Annotated in this window: 20 protein-coding genes; 9 read left to right on the forward strand and 11 right to left on the reverse strand. The window is 70.2% G+C overall.

The window, feature by feature from the left end:
- Window positions 1-9: 9 nt before the first annotated feature.
- Window positions 10-321 (reverse strand): 30S ribosomal protein S10, encoded by a 312-nt coding sequence (gene rpsJ, locus QM779_RS07320; RefSeq protein WP_020488540.1) that lies wholly within the window; start codon window positions 319-321, stop codon window positions 10-12.
- 260 nt (window positions 322-581) lie between these two features.
- Here rpsJ and QM779_RS07325 point away from each other — a divergent pair, with 260 nt between their 5' ends.
- The 6 genes from QM779_RS07325 (at window position 582) to QM779_RS07350 (ending at window position 5,837) form a co-directional block, all read left to right on the forward strand.
- A complete protein-coding gene (locus QM779_RS07325) occupies window positions 582-1,568 on the forward strand; it encodes an EamA family transporter (protein WP_428533731.1) in 987 nt (328 codons plus the stop codon).
- A gap of 50 nt (window positions 1,569-1,618) precedes the next feature.
- Window positions 1,619-2,344 carry a class I SAM-dependent DNA methyltransferase gene (locus tag QM779_RS07330; protein ID WP_428533733.1) on the forward strand — a complete coding sequence of 242 codons (726 nt, stop codon included), beginning with the start codon at window positions 1,619-1,621 and terminating at the stop codon, window positions 2,342-2,344.
- Window positions 2,341-3,141 carry a class I SAM-dependent methyltransferase gene (locus QM779_RS07335; RefSeq protein ID WP_428533735.1) on the forward strand — a complete coding sequence of 267 codons (801 nt, stop codon included), beginning with the start codon at window positions 2,341-2,343 and terminating at the stop codon, window positions 3,139-3,141. The genes QM779_RS07330 and QM779_RS07335 overlap by 4 nt, the downstream gene beginning before the upstream one ends.
- Window positions 3,142-3,213: 72 nt before the next feature.
- Window positions 3,214-4,554 (forward strand): HNH endonuclease, encoded by a 1,341-nt coding sequence (locus QM779_RS07340; RefSeq protein ID WP_428533737.1) that lies wholly within the window; start codon window positions 3,214-3,216, stop codon window positions 4,552-4,554.
- Between the two features lie 44 nt (window positions 4,555-4,598).
- A complete protein-coding gene (locus QM779_RS07345; protein ID WP_428533739.1) occupies window positions 4,599-5,204 on the forward strand; it encodes a hypothetical protein in 606 nt (201 codons plus the stop codon).
- Between the two features lie 27 nt (window positions 5,205-5,231).
- On the forward strand, window positions 5,232-5,837 hold the full coding sequence (locus tag QM779_RS07350; protein ID WP_428533741.1) for a hypothetical protein: 606 nt from the start codon (window positions 5,232-5,234) through the stop codon (window positions 5,835-5,837).
- Between the two features lie 16 nt (window positions 5,838-5,853).
- On the opposite strand, the gene QM779_RS07355 is transcribed toward QM779_RS07350, so the two are convergent.
- The 3 genes from QM779_RS07355 to gltX all read right to left on the reverse strand — a co-directional run bounded on the left by QM779_RS07355 (window position 5,854) and on the right by gltX (window position 8,699).
- Window positions 5,854-6,423: a hypothetical protein gene (locus QM779_RS07355; RefSeq protein WP_428533743.1), complete on the reverse strand. Its 570-nt coding sequence runs from the start codon at window positions 6,421-6,423 to the stop codon at window positions 5,854-5,856.
- 78 nt (window positions 6,424-6,501) lie between these two features.
- A complete protein-coding gene (locus QM779_RS07360; RefSeq protein ID WP_428533745.1) occupies window positions 6,502-7,236 on the reverse strand; it encodes an SDR family NAD(P)-dependent oxidoreductase in 735 nt (244 codons plus the stop codon).
- Window positions 7,233-8,699, reverse strand: a complete 1,467-nt coding sequence (gene gltX, locus QM779_RS07365; protein ID WP_428533747.1) for a glutamate--tRNA ligase — start codon at window positions 8,697-8,699, stop codon at window positions 7,233-7,235. Before gltX ends, QM779_RS07360 begins: the two co-directional genes overlap by 4 nt.
- Window positions 8,700-8,907: 208 nt before the next feature.
- Here gltX and QM779_RS07370 point away from each other — a divergent pair, with 208 nt between their 5' ends.
- From QM779_RS07370 to QM779_RS07380, 3 genes are read left to right on the forward strand one after another with little or no spacing between them, the layout of a single operon-like run.
- Window positions 8,908-10,590: a glutamine--tRNA ligase/YqeY domain fusion protein gene (locus tag QM779_RS07370; protein WP_428533749.1), complete on the forward strand. Its 1,683-nt coding sequence runs from the start codon at window positions 8,908-8,910 to the stop codon at window positions 10,588-10,590.
- A gap of 2 nt (window positions 10,591-10,592) precedes the next feature.
- On the forward strand, window positions 10,593-11,504 hold the full coding sequence (locus tag QM779_RS07375) for an SDR family NAD(P)-dependent oxidoreductase (RefSeq protein ID WP_428533751.1): 912 nt from the start codon (window positions 10,593-10,595) through the stop codon (window positions 11,502-11,504).
- 10 nt (window positions 11,505-11,514) lie between these two features.
- Entirely contained in the window at window positions 11,515-12,441 is a 927-nt protein-coding gene (locus QM779_RS07380; RefSeq protein WP_428533753.1) for a carbohydrate kinase family protein, read from the forward strand.
- A 167-nt stretch (window positions 12,442-12,608) separates the two neighbouring features.
- On the opposite strand, the gene QM779_RS07385 is transcribed toward QM779_RS07380, so the two are convergent.
- The 7 genes from QM779_RS07385 to QM779_RS07415 all read right to left on the reverse strand — a co-directional run bounded on the left by QM779_RS07385 (window position 12,609) and on the right by QM779_RS07415 (window position 22,183).
- Window positions 12,609-13,136 carry a flavin reductase family protein gene (locus QM779_RS07385; protein ID WP_428533755.1) on the reverse strand — a complete coding sequence of 176 codons (528 nt, stop codon included), beginning with the start codon at window positions 13,134-13,136 and terminating at the stop codon, window positions 12,609-12,611.
- Between the two features lie 190 nt (window positions 13,137-13,326).
- The gene (gene tuf, locus QM779_RS07390) at window positions 13,327-14,520 is read right to left on the reverse strand and encodes an elongation factor Tu (RefSeq protein ID WP_428533757.1); all 1,194 of its coding nucleotides are present in this window, start codon (window positions 14,518-14,520) and stop codon (window positions 13,327-13,329) included.
- Window positions 14,521-14,649: 129 nt separating this feature from the next.
- Window positions 14,650-16,761: an elongation factor G gene (gene fusA, locus QM779_RS07395; protein ID WP_428533759.1), complete on the reverse strand. Its 2,112-nt coding sequence runs from the start codon at window positions 16,759-16,761 to the stop codon at window positions 14,650-14,652.
- 99 nt (window positions 16,762-16,860) lie between these two features.
- Entirely contained in the window at window positions 16,861-17,331 is a 471-nt protein-coding gene (rpsG, locus tag QM779_RS07400) for a 30S ribosomal protein S7 (RefSeq protein WP_428533761.1), read from the reverse strand.
- On the reverse strand, window positions 17,331-17,702 hold the full coding sequence (gene rpsL / locus QM779_RS07405) for a 30S ribosomal protein S12 (RefSeq protein ID WP_020488528.1): 372 nt from the start codon (window positions 17,700-17,702) through the stop codon (window positions 17,331-17,333). The genes rpsG and rpsL overlap by 1 nt, the downstream gene beginning before the upstream one ends.
- Before the next feature lie 116 nt (window positions 17,703-17,818).
- Window positions 17,819-18,298 carry a ribose 5-phosphate isomerase B gene (gene rpiB / locus QM779_RS07410; protein WP_428533763.1) on the reverse strand — a complete coding sequence of 160 codons (480 nt, stop codon included), beginning with the start codon at window positions 18,296-18,298 and terminating at the stop codon, window positions 17,819-17,821.
- 3 nt (window positions 18,299-18,301) lie between these two features.
- Window positions 18,302-22,183 carry a DNA-directed RNA polymerase subunit beta' gene (locus tag QM779_RS07415; RefSeq protein WP_428533765.1) on the reverse strand — a complete coding sequence of 1,294 codons (3,882 nt, stop codon included), beginning with the start codon at window positions 22,181-22,183 and terminating at the stop codon, window positions 18,302-18,304.
- Between the last annotated feature and the right edge of the window lie 15 nt (window positions 22,184-22,198).

Raw genomic sequence — 22,198 nt, forward strand, 5'->3', positions numbered from 1 at the left:
CGTCTGACCTCACGGAAGCTTGATCTCGATGTCGACGCCCGCCGGCAGGTCGAGCCGCATCAGCGAGTCGACGGTCTTCGGCGTGGGGTCGAGGATGTCGATGAGCCGCTTGTGGGTGCGCATCTCGAAGTGCTCGCGGCTGTCCTTGTACTTGTGCGGCGAACGGATCACACAGAACACGTTCTTCTCGGTGGGCAGGGGCACGGGCCCCGCCACCTTGGCGCCGGTACGGGTCACGGTGTCGACGATCTTCTTCGCCGAGGAGTCAATGACCTCGTGGTCGTAGGCCCGGAGTCGGATCCGGATCTTCTGTCCCGCCACTGGTTCGTCCTTCTTCTCGTCTTCCTCCCCCGGTGCATCTTCCGGAGAAGCGTGTCCCTCCGACCCCCGGGGTCGGGCGTGTCGAACCACGTCTGGGCCGCACATGACCGATCTTTGATGGGTCGTGGTAGGGCCCGGCACGTCAGCGCCAGACTTGCCGGGGGGCCGCCAGAACTGGCGTCCCCTTCGGAGCAACCTGTCGATTCTTTCATGCTGGGCGCTGCGATGCCAAATCTCACAGCTTTGGCAGAGTGGGCCGGGTGAGTTCAGCCGACCAGCCCGCGACAACGCCCCACGATACCCGCCGGATCGGCCTCGGCATCGGGCTCGGGTTGGTCGCCTCCCTGGCCTTCGCCACGTCCGGCACCTTCGCCCGTCCCCTGATGAACGCGGGCTGGACGCCGGGCGCGGCGGTGTTCTGGCGGGTGTGCGTCGCCGCCGTCCTGCTGCTGCCGGTCGGCCTGTGGGTGATGCGCGGACGCCTGCGCGTGGTGCTCACCGAATGGCGCACCGTGGTCGGCTTCGGCGCGCTGGCCGTCGCGCTGGCCCAGCTGATGTACTTCGCCGCCGTCTCCCGGCTCAGCGTCGGGGTGGCGCTGCTGCTGGAGTACCTCGCCCCGGTCGCGCTGGTCCTGCTGGCGTGGGTGCGGACGCGGCACGCCCCTTCCCGGCTGGTGTTGGCGGGGACGGCGACCAGCGTGCTCGGCCTGCTCTGCGTCCTCGACCTCACCGGGGCGCGACTCGACCCGCTCGGCGTGCTGTTCGGGCTGTGCGCGATGGTCGGGGCCGCCGCCTACTTCGCGCTCGGCGCGCGTCCGTCCCTGCTGCACCCGCTGGCGCTGCCCGCGTTCGGCCTCCCTGTCGGCGCGGCCGTGCTGGGCCTGGCGATCCTGGTCGGCGCCCTCCCCTACTCCGCACCGCTGGTGGACGTGCAGCTGATGGGTGCGTCCGTGCCGTGGTGGGTGCCCCTTTCGGTGGTGGTGCTGGCCGCCACCGTGCTCGCGTACGCACTGGGCGTGGCCGGCATCGCGTTGATGGGTGAACGGCTGTCGAGCTTCGTCAGCCTCTCCGAGGTGCTGTTCGCCGCGCTGATCGCCGCCGTCCTGCTCGGTGAGGTGCCCACCACCATGCAGCTGGCCGGCGGCGCGCTGATCGTGGCCGGCGTGGTGCTGATCCGGCTGGCCGCCGGGCGAGCGCCCGTGGGCGTCCCGACGTTCGCGGAGGAGCTCGAGACCCTCGACAACTAGGCCCCACGGACAGGGTTGTCCGGCACGGCCCGTCGTGGTGGGCTGGGCGCGTGCAGAACATCTTCACCGGTGAGGTCGCCGAACGGTACGACGCGGACTGCGCGGACGTCTCCACGCCCGAGGCGCTGGCGCCGATGCTGGACGTCCTGGTCGACCTCGCCGACGGCGACCCTGCGCTCGAGTTCGCGATCGGGACGGGCCGGGTGGCGCTCCCCCTCGCCGCGCGGGGCGTCCCGGTGAGCGGCATCGAGCTCAGCGAGGACATGATCGCCCGGCTGCGCGCGAAGCCCGGCGGCGAGGACGTCCCCGTCGTGGTGGGCGACATGGCGTCCGCGCGGGTGCCGGGCCGGTTCGGGCTCGTCTACCTGGTGTTCAACACGCTGTCGAACCTGATCGAGCAGGACGAACAGGTCGCCTGCTTCGCCAACGCGGCCGCGCACCTCGCACCGGGCGGGTGCTTCGTCGTCGAACAGGGCGAGCCGGAGCTGCGGCTGCTGCCACCGGGGGCGGTCGCCGTGCCGTTCGAGGTGGACGGAGAGCACCTCGGCTTCGACACCTACGACCTGGTCACCCAGCGTCTGACGTCCCACCACTACCGGCCGGGGCAGGGACGTGTGTTCGCCTCCGTGCACCGCTACGCGTGGTTCGGGGAGATGGACCTGATGGCCCGGCAGGCAGGACTGCGGCTGCGACACCGCTGGGCGGACTGGGACCGGACGCCGCCGTCGAACGACGACACCGGACGGATCTCCGTGTGGGAGCGGGTGGCCGCATGACCGTACCCGAGCAGAGGACGACTCCCGCCGGTGACGTCGACTACGAGGCGACCGGCGTCGGGTATGCGGGTCGGCGTCGGCCCGACCCGCGGATCGCGGCCCTCGTGCACGCCGCTCTCGGCGACGCCAGGACGGTGGTGAACGTCGGGGCGGGCGCGGGATCCTACGAGCCCGCCGATCGCGACGTCGTGGCCGTCGAGCCGTCCGCGCAGATGCGCGCGCAGCGTCCGCACGGCTCGGCGCCGGTGGTGGACGCGACCGCGGAGAACCTGCCCTTCCCCGACGGGGCGTTCGAGGCGGCGATGGCGACGGTGACCATCCACCAGTGGCGCGACCCGGCAGCGGGCCTGCGCGAACTCCGCCGGGTGAGCAGCGGACCGGTGGTCGTGCTCACGTTCGACCCGGCAGCGGTGCCCGAGTGGTGGCTGGACGAGTACGTTCCGGAGCTGTTCGCCGCCGAGGCTGCCCGCTACCCGACGATCGACGCGGTGTGCACCGCCCTCGGCGGTGTGACCAGCGTCGCGCGGGTGCTGATCCCGCTGGACTGCACCGACGGCTTCACCGAGGCCTTCTACGGACGCCCCGAGGCCTTCCTCGACCCGGCCGTGCGGGCCGCCCAGTCGGCCTGGAACTTCGCCGACCCGCCCACGATCGCCGCGGGCCTCGACCGGCTGGCGGCCGACCTGGCGTCCGGCGCCTGGGACGCACGCCACGGGCACCTGCGCTCCCAGCCCTGGTTCCACGGCGCCGTCCGGCTCGTCGTGGCCGTGCCGGATCCCCCGTCCGGGCACGGGTGACCCTCCTGACCGTTGGCGGTGGCTGCCGGTAAGGTGCGAAGCGTCCTGCAGAGCGAACAAGGTGAGGCGGCGATGTCGAGACCCTCCGACTGGTCGGCACTGGGCCTGTCCTCCGACCCCACACCGGGCGATCCGGCCGTGGTCCGGGACGGCGGCACGAGCTACACCGGCGTCGCCGACGCGATCGCGCGCGCGGCCGCCACGCTGCGACGTCTCGACGCGGGCTCCTCCACCGCGGACTCGGTGAAGGCGCTGCTGGAGTCCCGCGACAAGGTGGTCGACGACGTCGGCAAGGCCGAGGGACGCTACCGGAGCGCGGGCCAGGCGCTGTCGACCTACGCCGTGACCCTTGATCGCGTCCAGGTCGACACGTTGCACGCGCTCAGCCAGGCCCGCGCGGCGCAGGCGGACGCCGAGGCTGCGGAGGCGTCCGAACGGCACTACCGCGACCTGGCCGACGACGCGGACGACCCCGACCAGGCCGACGAGCACGACGACTACGTGCGCAGGCAGGACGCACAGCAGCGGGCCGCGTCGGCCGCCCGCGCGCGGATCGCCACCCAGGTGCAGCTCGTCCAGGCGGCGGTGAGCGACCGGGACGCTGCCGCCCGGACCGCGATCGACAAGATCGAGAACACGACCTCCTCCGACGGCCTCAACGACTCGTGGTGGGACGACTGGGGCGCCAAGCTCACCGAGTGGATCGCCACGATCGCCGAGGCGGTCGCCACCATCGCCGGCATCCTCGCGCTGCTGGTGTGCTGGATCCCGGTGATCGGGCAGGCGCTCGCCGGCGTCCTGCTGATCGTCGCCGCCGTGGCCGGCATCGTGGCCGCGCTCGCCAACATCGCGCTGGCCGCCACCGGGGAGAAGTCCTGGGGCGAGGCCGTCGTCTCGATCGTCTTCGCCGTGCTGGGCTGCGTGGGCATCGGCGGCGCGGCGCGCGGCATCTTCGCCGGGCTGAGGGCCGGCGCCCGAGGCGTCGAGGCGGCCGAGGGTGCCGCTCGCGGGGGCACCGCCCTCGCCCGCGGCGTCAGCCTCGCCGACGACGGGGTGGTGGAGATCGCGCTCCGGATGAAGAGGGGGTGGAACGCCGACCAGATCGCGGCGGCGACCCAGAAGGTCGCGGACGTGAACGCGGCCGGGCCGATGGTCTCCAGGGTCGCCGAGGCGGAACGTGCGGTGAACGTCCGTCGGCTGTGGGAGAGCGTGTCCGGGAAGATCACCCAGTCCGGGGTGGACGTCGACCACATCCTCGACCTCCAGCTCGGGGGCAAGAGCGTGATCGAGAACCTGCAGCTCCTCGATCGGTCGGTCAACCGGAGCTTCGGCGCCCAGATCAACAATGCGATCAAGCGCGCGCAGCTGGACTTCGGCACCGACGTGAGGCTGGTACTGCCGCCGAGCCCCTAGGGTGCTCCCCAAGAGGTCCCGCGCCCGAACAGAAGGAGTCACCCGTGGCCAGACACCCCTACCCCGAGGTCGCCGCAGAGGTCGTCCGCCTCATCGACGGCGACTCGCTCGGCATCCCTCGGGGCCACGGCGCCGCCGGGGCGTTCCGGGGTCTGTCCAAGCGGATGAACTTCGACTCGACGACCGACCTGAGCAACCTCTACAGCGCCTTCCTCAACCTCTGCCTCTACGGGTTCCTGGATCGCGCCGTGCCCGCGGCCCTGGCTCTGCGAGCGGTTCCGAACGGTACGCCGATGGTGCTCTACGGGTACCTCAATACCTGCATCACGCTGACCTGCCGCTTCGCCGCCCGGGCGGGCGACACTGAGTCTGCTCAGCTCCTGCACGAGCTCGCCCTCAACGCTCCGGGCGTCCCGTACCGGCCCAAGCCCCGCACGATCGACGGCAGCCTGCTAAACGACCTGTTCTCGAAGCCGGGCGTGGATCACGGCCAGCGGGTGGGAGACGCCCTGAACGACGTGGCGATGCTCTGCGACATGTGGGTGTTCGGCAGCCCGGCGCCGGAGTGGACGAGGGAACGGATCGACGCCACGATCGATGCCGACGTCGCCGGCATCCTCGGACTCGAGAAGTGGCGGCCCTGGCGCTGAGCCCGCCCGAACCCGGAGGGCTCACCTGTGGCCACCCACCCGTACCCCGAGGTCGCCGCCGAGGTGGTCCGGATCATCGACCCGGCGTCCCTCGGCGTCCCCCGCGGGCACGGCGCCAACGTCGCGCTCAAGGGGCTGTCCAAGCGGCTGTGCTTCGACTCCAGCGTCGACCTCAGCAACCTCTACGGCTCGTTCGGCGTCCTCACCCTCTACGGGTTCCTCGATCGCGCGGTGCCGGCGGCGCTGGCGCTGCGCGGCGTCCCCAACGGCACGCCTTCGGTGCAGTACTCCTACCTCCACTCGAGCATCACGCGGGTGTGCTACTTCGCCCACCGCGCCGGTGACACCACGGCCGCCGAGGCCCTGGCCGACCTCGCCACGAACGCTCCCGGGGACCCCTACCTCCCGTTGCCACGGGCACTGGACGGCAGCATGCTCAAGGACGTCTTCTCCGGTCCGGCCGACAGCCACGACCTGCGGGTGGGCGAGGCACTCAACGACCTGTCCGTCCTCTGCGGAATGTGGCTGTTCGGCAGCCCGACGCCCGTCTGGACGCGGGAGCGGATCGAGACGACGATCGAGGCCGGCGTCGCCCACATCCTCAGCCTGAGGAAGTGGCAGCCCTGGCGCTGAACGGCGCGGCGCCGGATCAGGAGCGGGGCGTCTGCGCCCTGAGCTGCGCGCCGATCGTCCAGGAGACGTCCAGGTCGATCAGCTGGAGGTTCTCGACCGTCTCCGGCCCGCCCAGGTACAGCGGGACGGTGAACTCCACGCAGTCGCTGAAGCCCAGTTGCCCGTCCGGGCGGCCGACAGCGGCGCGCCACTGGTCGTAGAAGTCTCCGTCGAAGAAGTCACGCATGTTGTCGAGCTTCAGCACGGCGGCGAACTCGGCGACCCCGGCCAGCCGTTCGATGGTGCCCGCGCACACGTCGAGGATCAGCACCTGCACGTCCGGGGTGCCCGCGACCGCGGCGGTGACGTACTGGCGTCCGTGCCAGTCGAACGCGAGCACGTCGGCATCGGCGTCGACCGTTGCGAGCTCAGGGAATGCCTCGAAGCACAGCTCACGGTAGTTCGGCCCGGTCTGGGCGTCGTGGAACCGCAGGACCCCCTCGTTGAACGACCGCCCGCAGTAGCCGGCGTCGGCGAAGGACGCCGGTCCGCGCCGCGGCACGTGGCGTCCGCCCGCACCCTGTACCGGATCCACCTTCAGAGCCATCTCGTCAACCTTCCGCTCGCGGTGCTTCTCGCTACCATCCTTGCCGTTCGCACCGGGTCGCCAACGCGGCCACGCCGTTCAGCGGGGCATCCGGCGCCACACCCAACGCGGCGCGAACCGCGTGCCCGCCATGACGGCGCCGAGGTACCCGGGGATCCACAGGTCCGGGCCGCCGCCGGAGCGGATCCGCCGGACCACGGCGTCGGCGACCTGCTCCGGCGTCGAGGAGAACGGTGCCGGTTCCATGCCCTCGGTCATGCGCCCGATCACGAAGCCCGGCCGGGCGATGAACAGGCGCACGCCGCTGCCGTGCAGCGCGTCCGCCAGTCCGGACGCGAACCCGTCCAGGCCCGCCTTGGCCGACCCGTACACGTAGTTCGCCCTGCGCACCCGGGCGCCGGCGACGGAGGAGAAGGCGACGATCGTGCCGCTCCCCCGCGTCCGCATCGTGTCGGCGAGGACGGTCAGCAGGGTGGCCTGGGCGATGAAGTCGGTGTGCAGAACGGACGCGGCGAACTCCGGATCGCGCTCGGCGCGCGCCTGGTCGCCGAGCACACCGAACGCGAGCACCGCGATGTCGATCGGGCCGGTGCGGCGCTCGATGGCCGCCACCACCCCGGCCTGGCCGGCCACGTCGTCGGCATCAAACTCGACCGTCTCCACCCGCGCGGCACCCGAGGCGCGGCAGGCGGCGACCGCCTCGTCCATCGGCCCGGGCCTCGCGGCGAGCACGACGGTGTTGCCGGCAGCGAGCCGGGTGGCCACGGCCAGCCCGATCTCGCTGCGACCGCCGAAGACGGCGACGACGCTCACAACAGGCCCTGGAGCCTCGTCAGCCGGGCCAGCGAGGACTCCCGGCCCAGCAGTTCCATCGACTCGAACAGCGGCGGCGACACGTTGGACCCCGTCACGGCGAGCCGCACCGGGCCGAAGGCGAACTTCGGCTTGATCCCGAGTCCGTCGACCAGCGCCTCGCGCAGCGCGGCCTGGATCGCCTCGTGGTGCCAGTCGGCCAGCCCGCCCAGCGCGTCCAGTGCGGCCCGCACGACCGGCGCGGCGTCGGGACCTGCCTTGGCCAGCGCGTGCGGGTCGATGACCAGGTCGTCGTCCGCCTCGAACAGGTAGGCGAGCTTCGGCACGGCCTCGCCGAGCAGCACCAGCCGCTCCTGGACGAGCGGGACGGCCGCGCGCAGCAGCGCGACGTCGGCGTCGGACGGCTGCGTCCACTGCCCCTCGCGGACGGCGTACTCGACCACACGGTCGGCCAACTCCTCCGGCGAGAGGGCGCGGATGTAGTGGCCGTTCAGCGCGTTCAGCTTGGCCAGGTCGAAGATCGGCCCGGTGGTGTTCACCTTCGCCCAGTCGAACGCGGCGACGAACTCGTCGAAGCTGCTCACGTCCTCGCCCTCGTGCACGGGCGGGTAGGCGAGCAGCTGGAGGAAGTTCCGCAGCGCCTCGGGCAGGTAGCCCTGCTCGAGGAACCAGGTCAGCCGGGCGGCGGGGTTCTTGCGCTTGGAGATCTTGCTCTTGTCGGTGTTGCGCAGCAGCGGCATGTGCGCGAACGCCGGCTCGTCCCAGCCCAACCAGCGGTACAGCAGCAGGTGCTTGGGGGTCGAGGAGATCCACTCCTCGCCGCGCACGACGTGCGTGATCCCCATCAGGTGGTCGTCGACGACCACGGCCAGGTGGTAGGTCGGGAACCCGTCCGCCTTCAGGATCACCTGGTCGTCGGGACGCGGCGCGCTCACCTCACCACGGATCAGGTCGGTGAAGGTCAGCTCGACGTCGTCGGGGACGAGCATCCGCACCACCGGCGTCTCGCTGAACCCCGGGAGCGCCGCGCGTTCGTCGCGGGTCTTGCCGAGGCAGAGCCGGTCGTAGCCCGTCACCGGGGACTTGCTGGCCTGCTGCTCGGCCCGCAGCTCGGCCAGCCGGTCGGTCGAGCACCAGCAGTAGTACGCGTGGCCGGCCTCGACCAGTTGCTCGACGAACGGGCGGTAGGTGTCGAGGCGCTCGGACTGCCGGTAGGGCGCGTACGGGCCGCCGATGTCGGGGCCCTCGTCCCAGGGCAGGCCCAGCCAGTGCAGGGTGTCGTAGATCTGCTGCTCGGACGTCGCCACGTAACGGGCACGGTCGGTGTCCTCGATCCGCAGCACGAACGACCCCCCGGTCGCGCGCGCGTAGGCGAGGTTGAACAGGGACATGTACGCGGTGCCGACGTGCGGGTCACCGGTGGGCGACGGCGCGACGCGGAGGCGGGCTGGGCTGGCTGTCATGGCCGGCCCAGCTTACCGATCCGGCCGCGCCACCTCCGACAGCCACCCTTCCCGCTCGACAGCCACCCCTCCCGTCGAGAGCCCTTGCCCAGACACGGGCCCTCGGCGTGAGCCATGGCCCTCAGCACAGAACGGTGGCCCCCGACGACGCCTGACAAGGCTCTGCCTGCGTCCGGACGGCGGCTGCGTCCGTGCTAACTTCACTGGCATGACCGAGCCCGTGGCCGCCAACGATTTCATCCGCGACATCATCCGGCGCGACAACGAGCAGGGCACCTACGGCGGACGCGTCCAGACCCGGTTCCCGCCCGAACCGAACGGCTACCTGCACATCGGCCACGCCAAGGCGATCACCGTCGACTTCGGCACCGCGGAGGACTTCGGGGGCAGCTGCAACCTGCGCCTCGACGACACCAACCCCGACACCGAGGAGACCGAGTTCGTCGAATCGATCCTCGCCGATATCGCCTGGCTGGGCTTCCACCCCGCGCAGGTGCTGCACGCGTCCGACTACTTCGGACAGCTGTACGCGTGGGCCGAGTACCTGGTCGGCAACGGCCTGGCCTACGTGGACGACCAGGACACTGAGACGATCTCCGCCCAGCGCGGCGGGTTCGGCAAGCCGGGCATCGACAGCCCCTACCGGACGCGGACGCCGGAGGAGAACCTCGACCTGCTGCGCCGGATGAAGGCCGGCGAGTTCGCGGACGGGGCGAAGGTGCTGCGCGCGAAGATCGACATGAACCACGAGAACATGGCGCTGCGCGACCCGGTGATGTACCGGATCCGGCACTCCCACCACTTCCGCACCGGCGACGAGTGGTGCATCTACCCCACCTACGACTGGGCGCACGGCCAGAGCGATGCGATCGAAGGCGTCACCCACTCGATCTGCACGCTGGAGTTCGACACCCACCGTCCGCTCTACGACTGGTACCTCTCCCAGCTGCCCCTGCCCGGCGACCAGCCGAAGCAGATCGAGTTCGCGCGCCTTGAGTTCACCCACACCGTGACGAGCAAGCGCCGCCTGGCCAAGCTCGTCGCGGACGGGACGGTGGACGGCTGGGACGACCCGCGGATGCCGACCCTGAGCGGACTGCGTCGTCGCGGCTACCCCGCCCGCGCGATCCGCGCGTTCTGCACCGAGATCGGCACGACGCGCACCAACAGCCGCCAGAACATCGAGGCGCTGGAGGCCTTCGTCCGGCGCGAGCTGAACACGACCGCCCAGCGCCGGATGGCCGTCCTGCACCCCCTGCGGCTGGTGATCGACAACTGGCCGACCGACGCGTCCGGCGCCCCGGTGGTGGAGTACTTCGAGGTGACCAACAACCCCGAGAACGCCGCGGACGGTACCCGCGAGGTGGCCTTCTCCGGCGAGTTGTGGATCGAGGCGGACGACTTCGCCGAGGTGCCGCCGCCGAAGTTCTTCCGGCTCTCGGTCGGACGCGAGGTGCGCCTGCGCGGCGCCTATCTGGTCACGGCGACCGGCGTGGAGAAGGACGCGGACGGGAACCTGGTCGCCGTCCACGCCACCTATGACCCGGCGACCCGGGGCGGCGACGCCCCCGACGGACGCAAGGTGAAGTCGACCATGCACTGGGTCTCCGCCGCGCATGCCACCGACATCGCCGTCGCGCTGTACGAGCGGCTGTTCACCGCCGCCGTTCCCGGCGAGGCGACCGGCGAGCCCCTGGATGACCTGAACCCCGCCTCTCGCGAGGTCGTGGCCGGCAAGGCCGAGGCGGCGCTGTCCGAGGCGGCTCCCGGTCAGGTCGTGCAGTTCGAGCGACTGGGCTACTTCGCCGCGGATCCGGACGCACCGGGACTCTTCCACCGCACGGTCGGGCTGCGGGACGAGTGGGCAGCGATCCAGAGGCGACAGGGCTGAGCATGGCCCGCGGGATCGGTGACCGACTGCCCCCACTGCCGCTGCCCGATCTGGGCGGCCGGCGCGCCGTCGTCACCGGGGCGAGCGCCGGCATCGGCCGTGCCACGGCGGACGCGCTCGCCGGAGCCGGGGCCGAGGTGGTGCTGGCCGTCCGGGACGCCGGCCGCGGCGACGCGGCCGCCGCGCAGATCCGGCACAGGCACCGGGGCGCCGAGGTCTCGGTCGAACTCGTCGACCTGGCCTCGCTGGTCAGCATCGCGGACGCGTCCGCGCGGATCGGCCAACGTCCCGTCCACCTGCTGGTGAACAACGCCGGCACCGGGACCGACGACCCCGACGCGCGCACAGCCGACGGCTTCGACCTCCAGGTCGGCGTGAACCACCTCGGCGCCTGGGCATTGACCGCGGGGCTGTGGCCGGCGTTGCGCGACGCCGGCGACGCACGGGTGGTGTCGTTGGGCTCGACGATGGCGACCCGCGGCCGGATCGGTCCCGGGTTCGGACGGCCGACGCGCTCGACCTACCAGTCCTACTGCGACTCCAAGCTCGCCACCGTTGTCTTCGCCGGTGAACTGCGTCGCCGCTGCCTGCGGGCCGGTATCGACGTCACGGCCGTCCCCGCCCACCCCGGCTGGTGTGCGACCGCGATCTTCGACACCGGTGGCCCGCCGGCCTTCGTGACGCTGATCGGGCGGCTCACCGGCGCCATCCAGTCGCCCGCCGACGGCGCCCAGCCGGTCCTGCTCGCGGCCACCGACCCTCATCCGGGCGCCTATTACGGCCCGACGAGGCACCGTGGTTCGGCCGGACCTGCCGGGCCTGCCCGGCTGCCCGAGGGCGCCCGCAAGCCGGGGATCGGCGAGCGGCTCTGGGAGCTGTCGACCGAACTGACCGGGGTCGCCCTCGCACCCTAAGGTGGACGCCATGAGCGCCCCCGTCACCGTCGTCGGTGAAGCCCTGATCGACATCGTCATTCCGCCGTCCGGGACCACGGTGGAGCACGCCGGCGGCAGTCCGCTGAACGTCGCCATCGGGCTGGCCCGGCTCGGCCACGACACCCGGCTCGCCACCCACCTGGGCACCGACGCCCGCGGACGGCGGATCGCCGACCTCCTCGCCGCCGAGAGCATCGCCCTCCTGCCGGGCAGCACGTCCGCGGCCCGCACGGCGACGGCCGCCGCCCACCTGGACGCGGCAGGTGTGGCGACCTACGAGTTCGACTTCGCCTGGGAGCTCGACCCCGCGTCCGTGCCGGTCGGAGACGGCGCGCACCTGCACGTCGGGTCGATCTCCGCGACCACGGCCCCCGGCAGCGCCGCCGTCCTCGACGTGGTCAGGGCGGCCCGTTCGGGAGCCACCATCTCCTACGACCCGAACGCGCGCCCGTCCCTGATGGGTGAGCCCGCAGAGGCCCGCACCACGATCGAGCGACTGATCGGACTCGCCCACGTGGTGAAGGCGTCCGACGAGGACGTCCGCTGGCTCTACCCTGGTACTCCGGTGCCGCAGGTGCTCGCGCACTGGGCGAGCCTGGGGCCCTCGCTCTGCGCGGTGACCCAGGGCGGCGAGGAGGCTGTCGTGCTCGCCGCCGGCGAGGTGCAACGGTTCCCCACCCTTCCGACCACGGTGGTCGACACCGTCGGCGCCGGCGACTCGTTCATGGCCGGCCTGCTCTCGGGTCTGCTGGACGCGGGCCTGCTCGGCGACGGTGCCGCTGCGGAGCGCCTGCGCTTCGCGGAATGGCCAGTGATCGCCGCCGCGGTCGAGCGCGCGCTCGCCTGCGCGGCCATCACGGTCTCACGGGCAGGGGCGAACCCGCCCACCCGCGCCGACCTCGAAGTGGACGTCTGACCGGTCGGGCACGCTGACCGCTCGCCCGCGATGGCCGGTCACGCACGCTGGCCGGTCATGCACGCTGGCCGCTCGCCAGAGCCCGTCCTCACGCTCGAGGGCCAGCCTTCCGGTCGAGAGCCCTTGTCCGGACAGGGGCTCTGGACGGGAACGGTGGCTCTCGGCGCTCAGCGCGGGCCGTCGACCTCAAGCCGGGGATACCCGCCGCGGTAGTGCACGAGCGGGTCGCCGGCCGCGTCCGTGACCAGGTGCTGGACGACGCAGGTCACCAGCACCGACCATCCCACCTCTGCCGATGACTCCAGCTGCAGGCCCGCCCACGTCCCGGCGGCGTCGGGGACGGGGCCCCAGTCGGTCTCGGAGAACGGCACCTGCCGGAACGGTCCGCCCGGCGCCGGGTCGGTGCCGGCGAAGGCGCCGGCCAGCCGCACCTGGTCGCGGTCGAGGATCGTGACCGCCGCCCTGCCGGACGCGAGCAGCGCATCGGTCAGGTCGGCCAGCGGGTCGAGCAGGGCAAGCACCCGGGGCGGCGTCCCGTTGGCCACCATCAGGGACGACACCGTCAGCCCCGCCGGTTTGCGCTCCCCCGCCGCCGTCCACAGTGTCACACCGGACGCGAGCCGGCCCCGGAACGCGCGGACGGCGTCCCGCGCCGACGGCGGGTCGGCGAACGGGTTCGTGTAGTGGATGGTCACCGCCGGAGCGTAGCGCAGCCGCCCCGGACGCCGGCCCGCAGGATACGTCGAACGGCACGATAGGAACCGTCCCCATCGTGCCGCGCGGAACGCTGGGGACGGTTCCTATCGTGCCGCGGCCGGACGCTCCCGGAGACGCAGAACGGCCCCCGCATTGCTGCGGGGGCCGAACTGGTTGCCTAGGCCAGGATCACTTGATGATCTTGGTCACGCGGCCGGCGCCGACGGTCCGGCCACCCTCACGGATGGCGAACTTCAGGCCGTCCTCCATGGCGATCGGCTTGTTCAGGTGCACGGTCATGTCGGTGTTGTCACCGGGCATCACCATGTCGGTGCCCTCGGGCAGCTGAACGACGCCGGTCACGTCGGTGGTGCGGAAGTAGAACTGCGGGCTGTAGTTCGAGAAGAACGGCTTGTGACGGCCACCCTCCTCCTTGGTCAGCACGTAGACGTTGGCATCGAAGTCGGTGTGCGGGGTGGTCGAACCCGGCTTGATCACGACCATGCCGCGCTCGACGTCGTCCTTCTTGGTGCCACGCAGCAGCAGGCCGACGTTCTCGCCCGCGCGACCCTCGTCGAGGATCTTGCGGAACATCTCCACACCGGTGATGGTGGTGGTCTGCTTCTTGTCGTGGATGCCGATGATGTCGACGGTCTCGCCGGTCTTGACGATGCCGCGCTCGATACGGCCGGTCACGACGGTGCCGCGGCCGGTGATCGTGAAGACATCCTCGATCGGCATCAGGAACGGCTTGTCGGTCTCGCGCTCGGGCTGCGGGATGTACTCGTCCACCGCATCCATCAGCTCGAGGATCGACTCGCTCCACTTGGCGTCACCCTGCATGGCCGGGAACGCGGCGACGCGGACGATCGGGGCGTTGTCGCCATCGAACTCCTGCGCGCTCAGCAGCTCGCGGACCTCCAGCTCGACGAGCTCGATGAGCTCCTCGTCGTCGACCATGTCGCACTTGTTCAGCGCGACGACGATCGCCGGCACGCCGACCTGGCGGGCCAGGAGGACGTGCTCGCGGGTCTGCGGCATCGGGCCGTCGGTGGCGGCGACCACGAGGATCGCACCGTCCATCTGGGCCGCACCGGTGATCATGTTCTTCACGTAGTCAGCGTGACCGGGGCAGTCGACGTGAGCGTAGTGACGCTTCTCGGTCTGGTACTCGACGTGCGCGATCGAGATCGTGATGCCGCGCTGGCGCTCTTCCGGCGCCTTGTCGATCTGGTCGAACGCCGACACCGCGTTGAGCTCGGGGTACTTGTCGTGGAGCACCTTCGTAATCGCCGCGGTGAGCGTGGTCTTGCCGTGGTCGATGTGCCCGATGGTGCCGATGTTACAGTGCGGCTTGGTCCGCTCGAACTTGGCCTTTGCCACTTGGGCTCCTCTTTCGGATAGTCGCCACGCGGGCTCGCGGGGCGTTACTGGTTTGTTGACTGCATGGTCACGGCTCGCGCTGGGCGCGAACCATGCCAAGTTTTCTCTACGCCGGTGCCTGAGTCAAACTCAGGCGCCGCCTCGTCCCTTCGCGATGATCTCGTCGGCCACGGACTTGGGAACCTCGCCGTAGGAGTCGAATTCCATCGAGTAGGACGCCTGCCCGGACGTCTTGGACCGCAGGTCGCCGACGTAGCCGAACATCTCGCTCAGCGGAACCAGCGCCTTGACGACCTGGTTGCCGTGGGCCTCGGTCATGGACTGGACGTGGCCGCGGCGGCTGTTGATGTCGCCGATCACCGTGCCCAGGTAGTCCTCCGGGGTGGTCACCTCGACCGCCATCAGCGGCTCGAGCAGGGCCGGATCGGCCTTGCGGGCGGCCTCCTTGAAGACCATCGAGCCGGCGATCTTGAACGCGAGTTCCGAGGAGTCGACGTCGTGGTACGCGCCGTCAAGCAGCGTCACCTTGATGTCCTCCACCGGGTAGCCGGCGAGCGGGCCGAAGGCCATGGCCTCCTTGATGCCCTGGTCGACGGCCGGGATGTACTCCCGGGGGATGCGACCACCGGTGACGGCGTTCACGAACTCGTAGCCCGCGCCCGCCTCCTGCGGCTCCAGCGAGATGATCACCTTGCCGTACTGGCCCGAACCACCCGACTGCTTCTTGTGGGTGTACTCGACCTTCTCCACCGGGCGGCGGAGGGTCTCGCGGTAGGCCACCTGCGGCTTGCCGATGTTCGCCTCGACCTTGAACTCCCGCTTCATGCGGTCGATCATCACCTCGAGGTGCAACTCGCCCATGCCGGCGATGATGGTCTGCCCGGTCTCGTCGTCGGTGTGGACGCGGAAGGTCGGGTCCTCCTCCGCCAGGCGCTGGATCGCGATGGACAGCTTCTCCTGGTCGGACTTGGTCTTGGGCTCGATGGCCTGCTCGATCACCGGGGCCGGGAAGTCCATGCTCTCCAGCACGACCGGGTTGGCCGGGTCGCACAGCGTCTCGCCGGTGGTGGTGTCCTTCAGGCCCATCACCGCGACGATCATGCCGGCGCCGATCTGCTCGATCTCCTGACGCTTGTTGGAGTGCATCTGGTAGATCTTGCCGATCCGCTCCTTGCGGCTCTTGGTCGAGTTCAGCACCTGCTGGCCGGTCTTGAGCACACCGGAGTAGATCCGGATGTAGGTCAGCTTGCCCAGGTGCGGGTCGGCCGCGATCTTGAACGCCAGCATCGCCAGCGGCTCGTCGTTGGACGTGTGCCGCTCGATGACCTCCTCCGGGTGGCCCGGCTTGAAGCCCTCGATCGCGGGGATGTCCAGCGGGGACGGCAGGTAGTCGATGGTGGCGTCGAGCATGGGCTGCACGCCCTTGTTCTTGAAGGACGAGCCGCAGACCACCGCGGTGATCTTGTTCGCGATCACCGCGCGCCGGACGGCGGCCTTGATCTGGGGGACGGTGAGCTCGTCACCGGTCTCCTCGGCCTCCAGCCACGCCTCGGCGAACTCGTCGTCGTGGTCGGCCAGCACGTGGATGAGCTCTTCGCGGGCGACGGCGGCGGCGTCCGCCATGTCGGCCGGGATCTCCTCGACCGTGTAGTCCTCGCCGATCTTGGTCTCGCCGTGCCACATCAGCGCACGCATGCCGACCAGGTCGACCACACCGGTGAAGTTGGCCTCGGCGCCGATCGGCAGCTGCAGGACGGCCGGGATCGCGTTGAGGCGCTCGCGGATCGTCTTCACGCAGTAGTCGAAGGACGCGCCCGTGCGGTCCAGCTTGTTGACGTAGCAGATCCGCGGCACGCCGTAGCGGGTGGCCTGGCGCCACACCGTCTGCGACTGGGGCTCGACGCCCGCCACACCGTCGAACACGCAGACCGCACCGTCCAGCACCCGCAGCGAACGCTCGACCTCGATGGTGAAGTCGACGTGCCCGGGGGTGTCGATGATGTTGATCTGGTTGTCCTTCCAGAAGCAGGTCGTCGCGGCGGACGTGATCGTGATGCCGCGCTCCTGCTCCTGCTCCATCCAGTCCATCGTCGCGGCGCCGTCGTGCACCTCGCCGATCTTGTAGTTGATGCCGGTGTAGAACAGGATCCGCTCGGTGGTCGTCGTCTTGCCGGCATCGATGTGCGCCATGATGCCGATGTTGCGGACCCGGGAGAGGTCCTGCTTCACGTCAATCGCCACTTCGGGCTCTACCTTCCGTTCTTCGTTCAGCCTTGCTCAGGGTTCAGGGCACGGCGGGTGATCTGCCGTGCCCTGATGGGGTTCATGCGCGGGTGTGGGTCACCAACGGTAGTGGGCGAACGCACGGTTCGCCTCGGCCATCTTGTGGGTGTCCTCGCGGCGCTTCACCGACGCACCGAGCCCGTTGGACGCGTCCAGCAGCTCGTTCATCAGGCGCTCGGTCATGGTCTTCTCGCGGCGCTGCCGGGAGAAGCTCACGAGCCAACGCAGCGCGAGGGTGTTCGCACGGCCCGGCTTCACCTCGATCGGCACCTGGTAGGTGGCGCCGCCCACGCGACGGCTCTTCACCTCCAGCGCCGGACGGATGTTGTCCAGAGCCTTCTTCAGCGTCTGCACCGGGTCGACGCCGGTCTTGGCGCGCGTGCCCTCGAGGGCGTCGTAGACGATGCTCTGCGCGGTGGTCTTCTTGCCGTCGAGCAGGATCTTGCTGACCAGCTGGGAGACCAGCGGCGAGCCGTAGACCGGGTCGACGACGACGGGACGCTTCGGGGCGGGACCCTTGCGAGGCATTACTTCTCCTTCTTCGCGCCGTAGCGGCTGCGGGCCTGCTTGCGGTTCTTGACGCCCTGGGTGTCCAGGGAACCGCGGATGATCTTGTACCGGACGCCGGGGAGATCCTTCACACGGCCGCCGCGGACGAGCACCATCGAGTGCTCCTGCAGGTTGTGGCCGACACCCGGGATGTACGCGGTGACCTCCACGCCGGAGGACAGCCGGACGCGGGCGACCTTGCGCAGCGCCGAGTTCGGCTTCTTCGGGGTGGTGGTGTACACGCGGGTGCAGACGCCGCGTCGCTGGGGCGAACCCTTCAGCGCAGGCGTCTTGTTCTTGCTGACCTTGTCCGTGCGGCCCTTGCGGACCAACTGCTGGATAGTGGGCACCGGCTGGTATCTCTTTCCTTGCGTGGTTTGTGTGGCGCGCGCCGAGCGCCACCAGCCGAAGGGCCGGACGCGGCGCACGCACGCATGGTTCGGTCGCCCGAACACAACGGTCAAGGCTACTTCACGGCCCTGTCCGGGGTCAAAACGTCGGCCTCGCGATCGGCGTCGAGGTCGTTGATGAGCTGGACGCGGCGAGCGTGCCGGCCTCCCTCGAACTCGGCCGTCAGCCACTCCCTGGTGATCATCCGGGCCAGGCCCGGACCGACCACGCGGGCGCCGACGGCGAGCACGTTGGAGTCGTTGTGCCGGCGCGAGAGCGCCGCCGAGAACGGCTCGGAGCAGACCACGGCACGGATGCCGTGGACCTTGTTCGCCGCGATGGAGATGCCGACCCCGGTCCCGCAGACCAACAGGCCGAGGTCGTACTCCCCCGCGGCGACCAGGCGTCCGACCAGCGCCCCGTTCACGGGGTAGTCGACGGCCTCGCCCGGCGCCGGGCCGAGGTCGGTGACCTCGTGTCCCAGCAGCCGGGCCTCATCGGCCATCTCCCGCCGGAGTTCCACTCCGGCGTGGTCGGACGCGGCGACGATGCGCATGGCTCAGCGCAGCTCGCCGGTGTCGTACTCGTCCAGGCCGACCGCAGGACCACCGACGCTCAGGTCGTAGTCGTACGGGTCGTAGGAGAGGTCGTACGCGGCCGCCCGAGCCTCCGCGGTGGGCTCCACCCGGATGTTCCGGTACCGGTCCAGACCGGTGCCGGCCGGGATCAGCTTGCCCAGGATGACGTTCTCCTTCAGGCCGACCAGGGAGTCCGACTTGGCGTGGATCGCCGCGTCGGTGAGCACCTTGGTGGTCTCCTGGAACGAGGCCGCGGACAGCCACGACTCGGTCGCCAGCGACGCCTTGGTGATCCCCATCAGCACCGGACGGCCCTGCGCGGGCGTGCGGCCCTCGGTCACCATCTGGCGGTTCTCCGCCTCGAACATCTTCCGGTCGACGAGCTCGCCCGGCAGCATCGAGGTGTCGCCCGACTCGATCACCGTGATCCGGCGGAGCATCTGCCGGATGATGATCTCGATGTGCTTGTCGTGGATCGGCGCACCCTGCGTCCGGTACACGGCCTGCACCTCCTCCACCAGGTGCTCCTGCACCTTGCGGAGGCCGGACACGCGGAGCACGTCCTGCGGGTCGGGGGTACCGGCGTACAGCTGCTGGCCGGCCATCACGTGGTCGCCCTCACCGACGGAGTGCCGGACGCCGGCGGCGTCCTCCCACTCCAGGCGGACGCGCCGCGGGAGCGGGTACTCCAGGTCGGCCTCGCCGTCGTCGCGGACGATGACCAGCTTGCGCAGCCGCTCACCCTCCTCGATCCGGACGCGGCCGGCCGCCTCGGCGATCGGCGCCTTGCCCTTGGGCTGGCGGGCCTCGAAGAGCTCGACCACGCGGGGCAGGCCCTGCGTGATGTCGTCCCCGGCCACACCGCCGGTGTGGAAGGTCCGCATCGTCAGCTGGGTGCCGGGCTCGCCGATGGACTGGGCGGCCACGATGCCCACCGCCTCGCCGACGTCGACGAGCTTGCCGGTGGCCAGCGAACGGCCGTAGCACATCGCGCAGGTGCCGGTCGCGGCCTCACAGGTGAGGACCGAGCGGACCTTCACCTCCGTGATCCCGTTCTTCAGCAGCTTCTTGATGTTCACGTCGCCCAGGTCGACCCCGGCCTCCAGCAGCACCTTGCCCTCCGGCGTGACCACGTCGGTGGCCAGGGTGCGCGCGTAGACAGCGGTCTCCACGTTCCTGGCTGCGACGAGCTTGCCGGTGCGACCCTCGGCGGCGATCGCCTTGGTCAGGCCACGGTCGGTCTGGCAGTCCTCCTCGCGGATGATGACGTCCTGCGAGACGTCCACCAGCCGCCGGGTGAGGTAGCCGGAGTCGGCCGTGCGCAGTGCCGTGTCGGCCTGGCCCTTCCGACCACCGTGCGTGGAGATGAAGTACTCCAGCACGGACAGGCCCTCACGGAAGTTGGACTTGATCGGCCGGGCGATGATCTCGCCCTTCGGGTTGGCCACCAGGCCCCGCATGGCGGCGATCTGGCGCATCTGGGTCATGTTCCCTCGGGCGCCGGAGTGCACCATCATGAAGATGGGGTTGTCCTTGGTGAAGTTGGCCTCCATCGCAGCGGTGAGCTCGGCGGTGGCGTCGGTCCACAGCTGGATCAGCTCCTGGTGCCGCTCCTCCTCGGTGACCTTGCCGCGCTCGTACTGCTTGGTGATCTTGTTGGCGCGGGCGTCGTACCCGGCCAGGATCTCCGGCTTGGACGGCGGGGTCTGCACGTCGGCGATCGACACCGTCACGCCCGAGCGGGTGGCCCACTTGAAGCCGAGGGCCTTGAGCCGGTCCAGCGTGACCGCCACGTCGACCTTCGGGTACCGCTCGGCCAGGTCGTTGACGATCTGGCCCAGCTTCTTCTTGCCGACCTCCTCGTTCACGAACGGGTAGTCCGCAGGGAGCGCCTCGTTGAACAGGGCGCGGCCCAGGGTCGTCTCGAGCAGCACGCTGCCGTCGGGGCGCATCTGCGCAGCGTCCGGCACGACCACGCCCTCCAGGCGGATCCGGCAGCGCGCGCCGATGCCCAGCTCACCGCGGTCGAAGGCCATGTAGGCCTCGGCGATGGACGAGAACGCCCTACCCTCGCCCGGCAGCCCGGGACGCTCGAGGGTGAGGAAGTAGTGCCCGATGATCATGTCCTGCGTGGGCAGGGTGACCGGACGACCGTCGGCGGGCTTCAGGATGTTGTTGGTCGACAGCATCAGGATGCGGGCCTCGGCCTGCGCCTCCGCGCTCAGCGGCAGGTGCACGGCCATCTGGTCACCGTCGAAGTCGGCGTTGAACGCCGTGCAGACGAGCGGGTGCAGCTGGATGGCCTTGCCCTCGATGAGCTGCGGCTCGAACGCCTGGATGCCGAGCCGGTGCAGCGTCGGTGCGCGGTTCAGCAGCACCGGGTGCTCGGCGATGACCTCCTCCAGCACGTCCCACACGACCGGACGCTGGCGCTCGACCATCCGCTTGGCGCTCTTGATGTTCTGCGCGAGGTTAAGGTCGTCGAGCCGCTTCATCACGAACGGCTTGAACAGCTCCAGGGCCATGTTCTTGGGCAGGCCGCACTGGTGCAGCTTCAGCTGCGGGCCGACCACGATGACCGAACGGCCGGAGTAGTCGACGCGCTTGCCCAGCAGGTTCTGGCGGAACCGGCCCTGCTTGCCCTTCAGCATGTCGGAGATCGACTTCAGCGGACGGTTGCCCGGCCCGGTGACCGGACGGCCACGGCGGCCGTTGTCGAACAGGCTGTCGACGGCCTCCTGCAGCATCCGCTTCTCGTTGTTCACGATGATCTCGGGGGCGCCGAGGTCGAGCAGACGCTTGAGCCGGTTGTTCCGGTTGATCACGCGGCGGTACAGGTCGTTGAGGTCGGAGGTCGCGAAGCGGCCACCGTCCAGCTGGACCATCGGACGCAGGTCCGGCGGGATCACGGGGACGGCGTCGAGCACCATGCCGAGCGGGGAGTTGGTGGTGTTCAGGAACGCCGCCACCACCTTCAGCCGCTTCAGGGCACGCGTCTTGCGCTGGCCCTTGCCGGTCTGGATGATCTCGCGCAGGTTCTCGGACTCCTCGGCGAGGTCGAAGGTCGCGAGGCGCTTCTTGATCGCCTCGGCCCCCATGTAGCCCTCGAAGTACTTGCCGAACCGGTTCTTCATCTCCCGGTAGAGGATCTCGTCACCCTCGAGGTCCTGGACCTTCAGGCCCTTGAACCGCGTCCAGACGGCCTCCAGCCGGTCGAGGTCGCGCTGCGCACGGTCACGCAGCTGCTCGACCTCGCGCTCGCCGCCGTCGCGGACCCGCTTCTTGATGTCGGCCTTGGCGCCCTCGGCCTCCAGCTGGGCGAGGTCCTCCTCGATCTTCTGCATCCGGGCGTTCACGTCGTTGTCACGACGCGCCTCCAGCTGCTTGCGCTCGACCTCGACCTTGGCCTCCAGCGAGGGCAGGTCGCGATGACGGGCGTCGACGTCGACCGCGGTGATCATGTACGCGGCGAAGTAGATGACCTTCTCCAGGTCCTTCGGAGCGATGTCCAGCAGGTAGCCCAGCCGGGACGGGACGCCCTTGAAGTACCAGATGTGGGTCACGGGCGCGGCCAGCTCGATGTGGCCCATCCGCTCGCGACGCACGTTGGAACGGGTCACCTCGACGCCACAGCGCTCGCAGATGATGCCCTTGAAGCGCACCCGCTTGTACTTGCCGCAGTAGCACTCCCAGTCCCGGGTGGGCCCGAAGATCTTCTCGCAGAACAGGCCGTCACGCTCGGGCTTCAGGGTCCGGTAGTTGATGGTCTCCGGCTTCTTCACCTCGCCGTGCGACCACTCCCGGATCTGGTCGGCCGTGGCCAGCCCGATGCGCAGCTCGTCGTAGAAGTTCACGTCCAGCACGTTGCTTCTCTTTCT

The organism is Propionicimonas sp., from assembly GCF_049840635.1.
Taxonomy (GTDB): Bacteria; Actinomycetota; Actinomycetes; order Propionibacteriales; family Propionibacteriaceae; genus Propionicimonas.